The following is a 12648-nucleotide window of genomic DNA, read 5'->3' as shown; positions in this document are numbered from 1 at the left end:
CGCGGCGAGGGTCGACGTGCGGGCGAGCCTGCGGACCCTCGAAACCGTCTTCCGGGGCAGTCCGGCGGCGCGGCGGGGACTGCTCCGGGTGCGGGTCTTCAACTCCCTGCCGTCGATCGCCGTGTACAAGGCCGACGAGCACTATCTGGTCAGCTCCTTCCTGCACTCCCGGCTCGCCGTCCGCTCCCCCCAGACCGAGATCGACGGGGGCGGCACGGTCATGGGCCAGAAGGTCCAGGAGGAGCTCGACACCTTGTGGCGGATCGGCCGCGACATCGATATGGGCGACTGGCCGGGCTCGCTCAGCACCATCGTCTTGTGAACCGGTACGAAGAGGTTCGGCATGCTCATGCAGGAACTGGACAGGTCCGAGGACGGGCTGATCGAGCGCTACGAGCAGCATCCGGTCCTGGCGAACATCGGGCTGCTCGCGGAGGAGGACTTCGCCGCGATCCTGCTGCAGCGCCGCTTCCTCTCCCTCGCCTTCACCCCGTCCTACGACCTGGCGATCGACCTGCTCGGCGACGAGGTGGCGCTGCGGATCGCGAGGATCATCCTGCGCGAGGAGTATCCGGACGACCGCGGGTACACGCCCTCGCACCGCGAGGACATGACGGAGGACCTGCGCCGGCTCGTCGTCTCCCGGGCGGCCGTGGTCGGGACGAGGCCGACGGCGGCGACCCGGCAGGCCATCACCGGCACGCTGGAGCTGATCGCCGACGCGGGCGCCCACCCCGACGCCGACCTGAGGCTGGTGACCCTGCTGCGCTTCTGGGGCGAGGTGCTGGTCTCCGTCGAGTACGGGCGGCTGTGGGAGCGGATGGAGCCGGTGTTCTCCCGCGGCGGGGAGAACCGCTCCCGCTTCTACTACCCGCACCACGTCCACGACGCGAAGGCGAACCCGCTCGCCACCGTGTCCCGGCTGTCCACCACCCACCCCGACCGGCTGGCGACGAGGCTGAGCGAGCTGCTGGCGCGCGAGGAGTCGGCCGACTCCTTCGTGGAGGTGTTCAAGAAGGTGGAGGAGGGGGCCCTGCGCCTCAAGGAGGGCTTCTACGACCAGTTCCTGCCGGCGCTGGAACGGGTCGGAGTCTGACCGGCCTCCCGGCCTCCCCACCCCCGCACGGAAAAGCGCCCGACCTGGGCTTTCGCCAGGCCGGGCGCTTTTGCGCAAACCAACGCGGGGAGATCAGACCCCCGGAACCGGGTAGGTCGGGTACTCCACGCCGGACACGTGCTGGACGACGCGGATGACCTGGCAGGAGTAGCCGAACTCGTTGTCGTACCAGAGGTACAGGATCGCGTTGTCGCCGTCGACCTTGGTGGCGCCGGCGTCCACGATCGAGGCGTGGCGCGAGCCGACGAAGTCCATGGAGACGGCGTCGGGGGCGGTGGTGAAGTCGATCTGGCGCTTGAGCGGCGAGTGCAGCGAGACGTCGCGGAGGTAGTCGAGGACCTCCTCGCGGGTGGTCTCGCGACCCAGGCGCAGGCTCAGGATGGCGATCGAGACGTCCGGGACGGGGACGCGGATCGAGCTGCCGGTGATCGGCGCCTTGAGGTCGGGGAGCGCCTTGGCGACGGCAGAGGCGGCACCGGTCTCGGTGATGACCATGTTGAGCGGCGCGGAACGGCCGCGACGGTCGGCCTTGTGGTAGTTGTCCAGCAGGTTCTGGTCGTTGGTGAACGAGTGGACGGTCTCCACGTGGCCGCGCAGCACGCCGTACTCGTCGTCCATGGCCTTCAGCGGCGGAACGATCGCGTTCGTGGTGCAGGAGGCGCAGGACAGGATCTGCTCGTCCGGCTTGATCGTGTCGTGGTTGACGCCGTGCACGATGTTCGGGACGTCGCCCTTGCCCGGGGCGGTCAGGACGACCTTGTCGATGCCGGGGCGCAGGTGCTTGGAGAGGCCCTCGCGGTCGCGCCACTTGCCCGTGTTGTCGATGAGGATGGCGTCCTGGATGCCGTACGCGGTGTAGTCGACCTCGGACGGGTCGTTCGCGTAGATCACCTTGATGGTGTTGCCGTTGGCGACGATCGTGTTGGTCGCCTCGTCCACGGTGATCGTGCCCTGGAACTGGCCGTGGATGGAGTCGCGGCGCAGCAGCGAGGCGCGCTTGACGATGTCCTGGTCGCCGCCCTGGCGGACGACGATGGCGCGCAGCCGCAGGCCGTTGCCGGAGCCGGCCTTCTCGATGAGCAGGCGGGCGACGAGGCGGCCGATGCGGCCGAAGCCGTAGAGGACGACGTCGCGCGGCGCGCGGCGCTCGATCTTGTTCTCACCCGTGGCACCGGCGACGGCCTCGGCGGTGAACTCCGCCACCGACAGGCCGCGGTCGTCGGCCTTGTACGTGGCGGCGAGCATGCCGATGTCGATCTGGGAAGGGCCGAGATCGAGAGTGGTGAGAGCCTGCACGAACGGGAACGTCTCGGTGACCGAGAGCTCCTCGCCCGCGATCTGCCGGGCGAACCGGTGGGTCTTGAGGATGCTGACCACCGACTTGTTCACCAAGGAGCGGCTGTGAAGCAGGACGGTCACGTCCCGCTCCCGCTGCAGCTTCCCGATGATCGGGATCATCGACTCCGCGATCTCTTCGCGGTTCTTCCAGTTGGTGAACGAGTCGTCATTGACAGTCACAGGTTTATCTTTCGAGCTAGGCGGTGCTCATATGCTAACCCGCCGCCTTTTCGATCATTCAAGCGGGCCCCGACTTGCGGGCCGGCCGCGCCGGGGGTTGCGTGGAAGTAGGTGTGTGCGTGGTGTCCGTATCCCCTGGGTTGGGGGTGAACCGCCGTGCTGTTCGCCCATCGCGCCGACGCGGGGAGGCGTCTGGCCGGATCGCTCCGCCATCTGCAGAAGGAACGTCCCGTGGTCCTGGGCCTGCCGCGCGGCGGCGTCCCGGTGGCCTTCCAGGTGGCCGAGGAGCTCGGTGCCCCGCTCGATGTGATCGTGGTGCGCAAGCTCGGCGTCCCGTACCACCGCGAGCTGGGGTTCGGCGCCATCGGCGAGGGCGGCGTACGGGTCATCAGCGAGGACATCGTCCGGCGGGCCCGGGTCACACCGGAGGACCTCAGGACGGTCGAGCGCACCCAGGAGGCGGAGCTCGCCCGGCAGGCCCGCAGGTTCCGGGAGGACCGGCCGCGGGTGCCGGTCGAAGGCCGGACGGTGATCGTGGTGGACGACGGGATCGCGACGGGAGCCACCGCCGCGGCCGCCTGCCAGGTGGTACGGGCCATGGGCGCGGCCCGGGTGGTACTGGCCGTACCGGTGGCCCCGCCGGACGCCCTTCCCTGGCTGCGCACGGAGGCGGACGAGGTGGTGTGCCTGTCCACGCCGGCCGGGTTCTCCGCCGTCGGCGAGTGGTACCGGGACTTCTCCCAGACCCCCGACGAGGAGGTCGTTTCCCTGCTGGCCCAGGCCGCGGCCGGCCCCGCACACCGCCGGTCGGGGCAGACCGGGGGCCCGGCCGCCGAGGTCGAGGTGGACGCCGGCGGAGTCCGGCTCGCCGGGGAGCTCGCGCTCCCGGAGGGCGCCGGGGCGGTCGTCGTCTTCGCCCACGGCTCCGGCAGCAGCCGGCACAGCCCGCGCAACCGGCAGGTGGCGGAAGCCCTGAACCGGGCGGGCCTGGGCACCCTGCTCTTCGACCTGCTCACACCGGCGGAGGAAGCCGACCGGGCCAACGTCTTCGACATCGAGACCCTGGGCCGTCGGCTCGCGGACACCACCCGCTGGCTGCGGCACCGCACGCCCCTCCCGACCGGCTACTTCGGGGCGAGCACCGGAGCCGCCGCGGCGCTGTGGGCTGCCGCGGCCGCCGACAGCGAGGTCGGGGCCGTGGTCTCCCGCGGCGGCCGCCCGGACCTCGCGGGCTCGCGGCTGCCGGGCGTACGGGCGCCCACCCTGCTCATCGTGGGCGGCCGCGACACCATGGTGATCGACCTGAACCGGCAGGCCCAGGCGGAGCTGCGCTGCGAGAACCGGCTGGAGATCGTCCCCGGCGCCACCCACCTCTTCGAGGAGCCCGGAGCGCTGGAGGAAGTGGCCGCCCTCGCCCGCGACTGGTTCACCCGGCACCTCGCACCCGCCTGAGCACCGGCTCCGACCGTGCCGTCCGCCTACGCGTGACGGCAGGAACGGCCGGAACGGCAGGAACGGCCATCCGTCACGGGCGGATCCCGTCGCAGGTGATGGGCAGGTGGCGGGGGCCGCGCAGGACGGCGTTCCGGCGGTAGGGGGGCGGGTCCTCCAGCAGGCGGGGGTTCTCCAGCCGACGGGCCAGTTCGCTCAGCGCGACCTGGGCCTCCAGTCGGGCCAGCGGGGCGCCGAAACAGCTGTGGATGCCGCTGCCGAGGCCCAGGTGCTGGATGTCCTTGCGGTGCGGGTCGAACCGGTCCGGGTCCGGGAACCGCTCCGGGTCCCGGTTGGCGGAGGCCAGGACCAGCCACACCGAGGATCCCTTGGGGATGGTGACCCCGCGGACCTCGATGTCGGAGAGGGTGGTGCGGCTCGGCACCAGCTGCACCGGCGGCTCGTAGCGCAGCAGTTCCTCCACCAGGGGCACCGCCAGGCCGGGGTCCGCGCGCAGGTCGCGCAGGACGTCCGGGTGGCGCAGCAGCGTGAGCATGCCGTTGGTGATCAGGTTGACCGTCGTCTCGTGGCCGGCGATCAGCAGGAGCGCGGCGGTGCTGAGCAGCTCCATGGTGGTCAGGGTCTCGTCCTTGCCGTGTCCGACGGCCAGTTCGGAGAGCATGTCCTCGCGGGGGTTCTTGCGCCGTTCCTCGATCAGCCCGGCCAGGTACATGCCGAGCTCCATCCGGGCGCTCTGCGCGACCTTGTTGCGCTCGCCGGGATCGGCGTCCGGGTCGGGGTCGAGGCTCGCGGCGAGGGTCTCGGCCCAGACGTGGAAGCGCGATTCGTCCTCGTGCGGCACGCCCAGCAGGCGGCAGATGACGGTGACCGGGAACGGGTAGGAGAACTGCTCGACCAGGTCGATGCGTCCGGTGTCGCCGATGCCGTCGATCAGGCCCTTGACGATCCCGTCGAGTTCGCCGCGCATCGAGTCCACCCGGCGCGGCGAATGCGGCGGGCCGAAGGGCCGGTTGGCCATCCGGCGCAGCCGGTCGTGCTCCGGCGGGTCCAGCTTGAGGAAGCTGGGCGGCAGGGTGGTGGACTCCTCCTGTTCGGCGTCGGCCAGCGGGTCGCCGGCGGCGGCCGTCAGGTTGCGGGAGTCGGAGCTGATCCGCGGGTCGTGGAGCAGGCTCAGGATGTCGTAGTAGCGGCTGAGTACGTACGGCCCGTCACCGTCGTGGTACACGGGAGCCTTCCGCAGCTCCTCGTACAGCGGGTACGGGTCGGGGCGGCTGGCCGGGTCCAGGATGCGGCGCAGGATGTCTTCGGTCATGACGGCTCCTCCGGGGGCCTGGCGGGTCAGTGCCCGGCGGGGGTGAATGTCATCCGCCGATCGGCCGGCGAGTATCCGCTGAGGGTGATGGTCGGCCCGTGGGTGGGAACCGACGGGTCGGGGAAGTCCGCGGGCATCGGGTGCCGGCCCTCGGAGCGCCGGTCGACGGTGTCGAACGGGGGCGGGAAGGGCGCCGTGATCTCGATCTGCTGCTCGTAGAAGGGCAGCCACCGCGCGTTGTCGAAGGTGACCGCGCCGATGACCCGGCCCTGGTAGCCGTACACGCCGGTGAAGCGGCGCTCGGCGCGCGAGCCCTGGGAGATGAGGATCTCGGTGCCCATCGAGGGGACGCCCACGGACTTGATGTTCACCCCGAACTGCGAGGACCAGAAGGCCGGTACCCAGATGTGGGGGCGGCGGTCGGTGCTCTCGCTGAGCATGTTGTGGGCGGCGGTCTCCGCCTGGGAGACGGCGTTTCCCCAGTGCTCCAGGGACAGGAACTGGTAGCCGAAGAGGGGGTGCGGGGAGCGGGCCACGTCGCCGGCCGTGTAGATGTCGTCGGTGACGATGCCGCGGATGTCGAAGGCCCGGCAGCCGGCGTCGCAGGCGATGCCGCGGGGGCCCGCGCCGAGGCCGGAGCCGGCCAGCCACTCGGTGTTGCGCATCGCACCGAGCGAGACGACCACGACCTCGGCCTCCACGGTGCTGCCGTCGGAGAGGTGGGCGGCCCGGACCCGTCCGGTGGAGTCGCCCTCCAGGGCGGTGACCATCACCCCGGTGCGCAGGTCGACGCCGTTCTCGCGTTGGAGTTCGGCCGCGACCTCGCCGATGACCCCGCCGAGGGCGCCGACCAGGGGGGCGTCGCCGCGTTCGGCGACGGTGACGTCCAGGCCGCGTTCCCGGCAGGCGGAGGCGATCTCGGAGCCGGTGAATCCGGCGCCGATGACCAGGACCCGGCGGGGGCCGTCGGCCAGCCGCCGGGCCAGGGCGGCGCCGTCGTCCCTGGTGCGCAGGACGAAGACCCCGTCGAGCTCGCCTTCGCCCGGGTTCGGCCAGGGCCGGGCCCGCACGCCGGTGGCGATCAGCAGCCGGTCGTAGGGGACCTCGTCGCCGTCGGCCAGGCGGACCCGGCGGGCCGCCATGTCCAGGCCGGTGGCCGGTACGCCGAGCCGCCAGTCGGCGTCGATCGCGCGGCGGCGGGGCAGCGCGGTGCGCTCGGCGGAGGCCCGGCCCAGCAGGACCTGCTTGGACAGCGGCGGGCGGTCGTAGGGCTCGTACGGCTCGTCGCCGACCATGGTGAGCGTGCCGGCGAAGCCCTTCTCGCGCAGGGTCTCGGCGGCGCGCAGGCCGGCCAGCGAGGCGCCGACGATCACGATCCGGCCCTCTCGTCTGAGCCGGTCCAGTGCGGTGTCAGGCATCGGGCACCTCACCGGCGGCGGGGGACGGCGCGGAGGCCAGGTCCAGCTCGTCCACCAGGATCGCCTGCACGGGGCAGGCGGCGGCGGCCTGCGCCACCCGGGCCCGCTGGGCCTCTTCGGCCTGCGGGTCGTAGAGCAGTCCCTCGTCCCCGTGCATGGCGAACACGTCGGGCGCGAGGAAGGCGCACTGGGCGTACCCCTGGCAGCGGTTGAGATCGACGACGAGCCTCAGCAAGGTCAGGTCCTTTCATGGGCGGCTTTGAGGATGTAGAGGCTGATGACCAGGGCCCAGGCCGGGAAGACCAGCTCGAACCAGGGAGCGGCGGAGCCCACCACCAGCAGGACCAGGCCGACCAGGTAGCCGAGGAGGGTGAGCGGGCGGGGGAACACCCCGAGCCGGCGCCCGATGGTCGAGGTCGCGAAGACGAAGACGGCGGCCATCCGCATCGCGTACGTCATGAGCAGCGTGTACGCGTAGTGGCGGCCGAACTCCGAGCTCCGGTCGCTGCCCAGCACGGTGCCGGCGGCCGCCGCGGAGCCGTAGAGGGCGGCGACGAAGACCAGGCCGCTGCCCAGGAACACGGTGGCGACGAACCGGTCCTCGGCCTTGCCGGTGTGCTCGCGCAGGGCGCCCATGAACCACAGGAAGGCGATCCCGGCGAACGGTACGAGTTCCAGTGCGGTGGTGACGGCCCGCCGCTGGCCGGAGTCCAGCGGGGTGTCGCCGGCGGCGTCGCCGCTCGGCAGGGCGGTGCGGACCAGGACGATCGCCGCGGCCAGCAGGACGGCGAAGACGATTCCGGCCACGCCTGCGGCCCGTGGCGTGCCCAGGCCGGGCTCGCGGGACGGGTCCGCCGATCGCTGTCTCACCGCTCCAGCTGACCGGGGCGGGCGGCGGGGTGCCAGCGGGGGAGGCCGCGCGGGTGACGGCCGCCGGGGCTGCCGCCGGGCCTGCAGCTTGGGCTCCGGCCGGGGCTGCCGCCGGGGCTGCCGCTCGGGCTGCCGCCGGGCCTGCAGCTTGGGCTCCCGCCGGGGCTGCCGCCGGGGCTGCCGCCGGGCCTGCAGCTTGGGCTCCCGCCGGGCCTGCCGCTTGGGCTGCCGCCGGGCCTGCAGCTTGGGCTCCCGCCGGGGCTGCCGCCGGGGCTGCCGCTTGGGCTGCCGCCTGCTGGGCTGGGCGCCCCCGCGTCAGTGATCCGTATGAACCGGGGCCGTTGCCGTAAGGGTCCCGTCAGGGGGTGGCCGGCGGGCCCGGCGGCAGGGATAGCTTCGGTGACGCGTGGCCCATGCCGTTCACCGTGGTTCTTCGAGGAGGACCTCATGTGTCTGTTCCAGTACGCCGACGATCCCGAGCCCGAGGAACAGGTCCCGGCCGGACTCCTGTACGTGCCCGTCCGGCCGGATGGAGCGGAGGTGGCGATCCGGATGTTCCGCACCCCGCTGGGCGAGCGCACCGCCGCCGGATTCACCGGCCCGGACCGGCTGGCCGCGACGCTGGGCGCCGGGCAGCCGTGGGTCCGGCTCTCCGAGTCCGCGCTCCGCGGCATGGCCGAACCACTCGGTGTCGCCCTGCTCACCATCGATCCGGTCTTCTCGGCCCCTGCCGTGACCCCTTTGCCGGCGCCGACGGCTGAGGTCCGGGGGCCCGCCCCAGACCCCTCCAGCCCTTCCAGCCCCGCCGGCGTTTGAGGCGGGGGTGCAGGGCCGGCCCCCGACCCCTCCAGCCCCGCCGGCGTTTGAGGCGCGGGGGTCCGGGGGCTGGCCCCCGGCAACGGCGCCGCACCCGGGCAGGCACCCTCAGCCCCGTTTTGCTCATCCAGCCCCCGCTGTGCCTTCCGGCTGGGTGCCCGAAGGGCACATCCAGCCCCGCCGGCGATTGAGGCGCGGGGGTCCGGGGGCTGGCCCCCGGCAACGGCGCCGCACCAGACAGGCGGGGCCGCTGCGCGGAGCTATTCCCCTACCCGCCCCTTCCCGAACTGGGACTCCGCCCCAGACCCCGCGCCTCAAACGCCGGCGAGGCTGGGGGGTACCGCCCGGCAGGGGTGGGGGCGTGGCCGCGGGCGAGCCCGGACCCGCGCCTCAAACCCCGGAGGGGCTGGAAAGGCCAAACCCCGGCGGGGCTGGGGTGGTACCGCCCGGCAGGGGTGGGGGCGTGCCGCGGGCGAGCCCGGACCCGCGCCTCAAACGCCGGCGAGGCTGGAAAGGCCAAACCCCGGCGGGGCTGGAAAGGCCGAACCCCGGCGGGGCTGGGGCCGCCAGCCTGGGCTGCCGGCCCTGGATCCGCGACGCCCACGGCGTGGCCGAGACATCGGGGGGTAGCGGGTGTGGTTGGGGCTGGGGTGGCGGGGTAGCCGCACCGGTGAGCCCCGGGTCGGAAGGCGGCCCGGACCCGAGCGCTGCCACGGGAGGCGGTCATGATCCAGGTGTCCATACCGCTGATCCCGGCGGCCGACGGCGGTCTGCTGATACCCGCAGACCACGTCACCGCCCTGCTGCGCAGCCTCGCGGCGGACTGGCTGCACTCGTCCGAGTCCGGGGAGCTGCGCGCCGACGAGCAGACCGTGGCGGACCTGTCCGGCGTGCTGACCGAGCTGGCCGATCAGCTGGACGTCGAGTGCATCGGGTTCGCCTCGGCCCCGCGCCAGGACATCTGAGCGCGGTCTCGATCAGGCCGCTCCCAGCAGGGCCCCCCGGCACGGCCGGCAGACGTCCGCGCACGTCGCTGTAAGGACGACTTCAACAATTGTCATCGTTCGGTTGACATGCTAGAACGGACATACCCGGTAGCGCACGGACAGGTGGGTGGTGGTCCCCATGAGGTGGGAGGCGTTCCTCCAGGAGGTCAGGGAGCGCGGCGAATACCGCACCGAACCGGAGGCGGAACGCGCGGCCAGAGTGGTCCTTGGCCTGCTGGGTGCCCATCTGGTGGGCCAGGTCAGGAGCGACCTGGCGGCCCGGCTGCCGGAGACGTTCGCGCTGATCCTGCTCAACCCCCTGCAGGCCGCGGAGCCCCTGGACCCCGAGCGGTTCGTCCGGGCCACCGCGGCCTGGATCGAGGGGGCGACCGACGCGACCGCCACCTGGGACGTGAGCGCGGTCCTCAGCGTGGTGGCCGACGCGGCGGGCGACGAGCTCATGGAGCGCATCCTGCTCCAACTGCCCGTGGGTTACGACCTCCTGTTCGGGCGGCCGCAGGCCCCGTGACGGCAGACGGCTAGAGCGGACGGCTAGAGCAGCGGCTAGAGCGGGCGGCTGAACTCGAGGCGGTCGGCGAAGTTCTCGTACCCGGCCCGGCGGAAGGCCTTGGCCATCGCCACGTTGGCGGCGTCGCAGTCCCCCCGGACCTCGGTGGCGCCGTGCGCCGCGAGGACGCGGGTTCCGCGGACCACCACGGAGGTGGCGTAGCCCTTGCCCCGGTGGGCGGGCACCACGCCGACGAAGCCGATCACCGGCACGCTGGGGTTCTCGGCCGGCAGGCTGATCACGGCGGGCGTGCCGTCGGCGTCGTAGCCGATCTCCCACCAGTCGGGCTCGTGCCGCAGTTCCGCCGTCTCCTCGAAGAGCAGCTCGGCCGCCCGCCGCGCCCCGTGCTCCCATACGTCGGCGGCCAGCCGGGCGTCCGCGGTGTCGGCGAGCAGGTCCTGGAGTACGTCGGTGAACGCGCCGGGGCCGAGCTCGGCGAGGGAGCGGAAGGTCAGCCGGGGGTCGTCGGCGGGCAGCTCCGCGAGGCCCGCCAGCGGGATCCGGCGGCTGAACCGCCGCCCGTCCCGCACCACCCGGAAGCCCGCCTGCCGCAGCAGTTCGCCCCGGCGCTCGGGGTCCCGCTGGAACTGCGGGGCCTGGGCGGGCGAATCGACCACGTGCTCCAGCTCGGTCGCGCCGAGCTCCCGGGCCTTGGCTGCGGCCGCGTCCAGCAGTGCGGTTCCGGCTTCCGGGGCGTCGGCGGGCGCCTCGAAGAGGACGACGGCGAGGGGCACCGCATGGCCGGGGATGGTCCACAGCACCACGCTGCCGGCCGGCCGCCCGTCGGCGTCCTCGGCGACCAGGCACCATTCCGGGCGGGTGCACTTGCTGTCGAGGAGCTGCGCCAGGTAGGCGCGGGTCGCGGCGTTGCGCTCGGTGTCGCCGGGGTGTTCGGCCAGGGCCGGCAGTTCCTCGGGGCGGGCGGTGCGGATGGATGTCACGGAAGTCCTCGTCGATCCGGGGGCGGGCGGTGTGGCCCCGCGAACCTAGCGGCCCCGTGCGCGCTCGGACCCGGCCCGACCGGCCCGGATGTCAGGTCGCCGGGCTCGTGCCCGGCCCCGTCCCGCCGCGTGCACCTGCGCGTGTACGCGTGTTACGAGCGGCCGCGCGGCTTTCCGCGACGGCCGCCGCCGGCACCACCCTTGCCGCCGCTCTTGCCGCCGTGGCCGCCCTTGCCTCCCTTGGGGGCACCGGCACCGCCCCGGGGGCTCTTGCCGCCGGGCTTGCCGCCGGACGCATGGGCGGGCTTGCCGGACGCGGGCTTGCGCTTGGGCTGGGGCGGGGTCGGGCCACGGCCCCGGGTGCTGTTCACGGTCCGCCCGCGGACGATGCCGATGAACTCCTCCACCAGGTCGGGAGTGGTCTCCTCCTGCGGCCACGACAGGGCGACCCGCGACTCGGGGACGCCGGTCACCGGCCGGTAGGTGAGGTCCTTGCGGTGGTGCAGGCGGGCCAGGGACTGCGGAACGATCAGGACGCCGATGCCGGCGGCGACCAGCTCGATCGCGTCCTCCGTCGTCGCGGGGCGCTGGAAGGCGGGCCGCCCCGGCGGGTTCTCCCAGCCGAGGGTGTCGTCGAGGGGGTGCAGCACGATGTCGTCCGCGAGATCCTCGGCGGACACCTCGTCGACCGCCGCCACCAGGTGGTCCTTGGGGACCACGACCACGGTGGTCTCGGTGTAGAGGGGGATCGCGCTGAGGTCGTCCCGGTCGACCGGGAGCCGGACGAGACCCGCGTCGGCGCCGCCGTCGCGCAGCAGGCCGAACGCCTCGGAGGCGGGCACCTGGACGAGGGTCAGCGGGACGTCGGGCAGCCGCTCGTTCCAGATCCGCACCCACTTCGTGGGCGTCACTCCCGGGACGTACGCGAGCCGGAACGAAGGGGGTACATCCGAGCCTGTCACTCCGCCAGGTTACCGGTCGTGGTCGGAGGTCGCGCACACGCTCGATACCCTGGGGAGCATGACGTCGCACCAGAGCACCCAGACGATGAAGCCCGCCACCGCGGCGAAGAAGCTGGGTGTGTACCTCGAGGCCACCCCCGCAGAGTTCCAGGAGGGTGTCGTCTCGCGCACCGAGCTGAACGCGCTGCAGACCGATCCGCCCCAGTGGCTCCAGGACCTGCGGCGCAACGGCCCGCACCCGCGGCCGGTGGTCGCGGCGAAGCTGGGCATCTCCATCGCGGGCCTCGCCCGCGGCGGGATCACCGAGGCGCTCACCACCGAGCAGATCGAGGCGCTGAAGCAGGAGCAGCCCGAGTGGCTCCAGAAGGAGCGCGCCACCCAGGCCGAGGTCCGCAAGGAAGCGGCCCGCATCAAGGAGCGCGACGCGGAGCGCGCCGCCCGCGGCCCGCGCTCCTGACCCGAGGCCGCGCCCGGCCCGACGCCGCGCAGGCCCACAGCCACGCAGGCCGTTGGCCCGCAGGCCCGCAGGCCCGCAGGCCCGCAGGCCACCACAGCCCCACCGAGGCCCGGCCCCGGTGTTCGCCACTCCCTCCAGCGACGGCGCGGCCGTCTACACCACCCTCCAGGCCCAGGCCCGGCAGCTGCGCATCGCGCTGCTCTCGGACTCGAAGGCCCAGGCCAATGCGGC

At 73.1% G+C, this 12648-nt stretch carries 14 protein-coding genes; 7 read left to right on the top strand and 7 right to left on the bottom strand.

The window, feature by feature from the left end; translation table 11 throughout:
* Positions 1 to 16: 16 nt before the first annotated feature.
* Together AB0447_RS06365 and AB0447_RS06360 are read left to right on the top strand one after the other, a co-directional pair.
* Complete coding sequence (locus AB0447_RS06365; protein WP_366475358.1) at positions 17 to 322, top strand: hypothetical protein; 306 nt, start codon at positions 17 to 19, stop codon at positions 320 to 322.
* 21 nt (positions 323 to 343) lie between these two features.
* Entirely contained in the window at positions 344 to 1096 is a 753-nt protein-coding gene (locus tag AB0447_RS06360; RefSeq protein ID WP_366475357.1) for a hypothetical protein, read from the top strand.
* A 93-nt stretch (positions 1097 to 1189) separates the two neighbouring features.
* On the opposite strand, the gene AB0447_RS06355 is transcribed toward AB0447_RS06360, so the two are convergent.
* Positions 1190 to 2635 (bottom strand): glyceraldehyde-3-phosphate dehydrogenase, encoded by a 1446-nt coding sequence (locus tag AB0447_RS06355; protein WP_366475356.1) that lies wholly within the window; start codon positions 2633 to 2635, stop codon positions 1190 to 1192.
* Positions 2636 to 2791: 156 nt separating this feature from the next.
* Here AB0447_RS06355 and AB0447_RS06350 point away from each other — a divergent pair, with 156 nt between their 5' ends.
* The gene (locus AB0447_RS06350; protein WP_366475355.1) at positions 2792 to 4087 is read left to right on the top strand and encodes an alpha/beta family hydrolase; all 1296 of its coding nucleotides are present in this window, start codon (positions 2792 to 2794) and stop codon (positions 4085 to 4087) included.
* Positions 4088 to 4160: 73 nt separating this feature from the next.
* Here AB0447_RS06350 and AB0447_RS06345 read toward each other — a convergent pair whose 3' ends face one another.
* Genes AB0447_RS06345 through AB0447_RS06330 form a run of 4 tightly spaced genes read right to left on the bottom strand, consistent with a single transcriptional unit; the run spans position 4161 to position 7687 of the window.
* Positions 4161 to 5399, bottom strand: a complete 1239-nt coding sequence (locus tag AB0447_RS06345) for a cytochrome P450 (RefSeq protein ID WP_366475354.1) — start codon at positions 5397 to 5399, stop codon at positions 4161 to 4163.
* Between the two features lie 26 nt (positions 5400 to 5425).
* Complete coding sequence (locus AB0447_RS06340; RefSeq protein WP_366475353.1) at positions 5426 to 6817, bottom strand: FAD-dependent oxidoreductase; 1392 nt, start codon at positions 6815 to 6817, stop codon at positions 5426 to 5428.
* Complete coding sequence (locus tag AB0447_RS06335; protein ID WP_366475560.1) at positions 6810 to 7049, bottom strand: ferredoxin; 240 nt, start codon at positions 7047 to 7049, stop codon at positions 6810 to 6812. Before AB0447_RS06335 ends, AB0447_RS06340 begins: the two co-directional genes overlap by 8 nt.
* 5 nt (positions 7050 to 7054) lie before the next feature.
* Positions 7055 to 7687: a hypothetical protein gene (locus AB0447_RS06330; RefSeq protein ID WP_366475352.1), complete on the bottom strand. Its 633-nt coding sequence runs from the start codon at positions 7685 to 7687 to the stop codon at positions 7055 to 7057.
* 447 nt (positions 7688 to 8134) lie between these two features.
* On the opposite strand from AB0447_RS06330, the gene AB0447_RS06325 reads away from it, so the two are divergent.
* From AB0447_RS06325 to AB0447_RS06315, 3 genes are all read left to right on the top strand, one after another.
* Positions 8135 to 8503, top strand: coding sequence for an SAV_915 family protein (locus AB0447_RS06325; RefSeq protein ID WP_366475351.1), 369 nt, complete (start codon positions 8135 to 8137; stop codon positions 8501 to 8503).
* Between the two features lie 725 nt (positions 8504 to 9228).
* Positions 9229 to 9468 carry a DUF6213 family protein gene (locus AB0447_RS06320; RefSeq protein ID WP_366475349.1) on the top strand — a complete coding sequence of 80 codons (240 nt, stop codon included), beginning with the start codon at positions 9229 to 9231 and terminating at the stop codon, positions 9466 to 9468.
* Positions 9469 to 9628: 160 nt separating this feature from the next.
* Positions 9629 to 10018 (top strand): DUF2267 domain-containing protein, encoded by a 390-nt coding sequence (locus AB0447_RS06315; RefSeq protein ID WP_366475348.1) that lies wholly within the window; start codon positions 9629 to 9631, stop codon positions 10016 to 10018.
* A gap of 35 nt (positions 10019 to 10053) precedes the next feature.
* On the opposite strand, the gene AB0447_RS06310 is transcribed toward AB0447_RS06315, so the two are convergent.
* Entirely contained in the window at positions 10054 to 10998 is a 945-nt protein-coding gene (locus AB0447_RS06310) for a GNAT family N-acetyltransferase (protein WP_366475347.1), read from the bottom strand.
* Positions 10999 to 11150: 152 nt separating this feature from the next.
* A complete protein-coding gene (locus AB0447_RS06305; protein WP_366475345.1) occupies positions 11151 to 11960 on the bottom strand; it encodes a LysR family transcriptional regulator substrate-binding protein in 810 nt (269 codons plus the stop codon).
* Positions 11961 to 12018: 58 nt separating this feature from the next.
* On the opposite strand from AB0447_RS06305, the gene AB0447_RS06300 reads away from it, so the two are divergent.
* Complete coding sequence (locus AB0447_RS06300) at positions 12019 to 12417, top strand: DUF5997 family protein (RefSeq protein ID WP_366475343.1); 399 nt, start codon at positions 12019 to 12021, stop codon at positions 12415 to 12417.
* The last annotated feature ends 231 nt before the right edge of the window (positions 12418 to 12648 follow it).

Origin of the sequence: Streptomyces sp. NPDC051211 (genome assembly GCF_040689505.1) — a bacterium.
In the GTDB taxonomy this organism is placed as follows: Bacteria; Actinomycetota; Actinomycetes; order Streptomycetales; family Streptomycetaceae; genus Streptomyces.
This window is presented reverse-complemented; position numbering and strand designations above follow the sequence as displayed.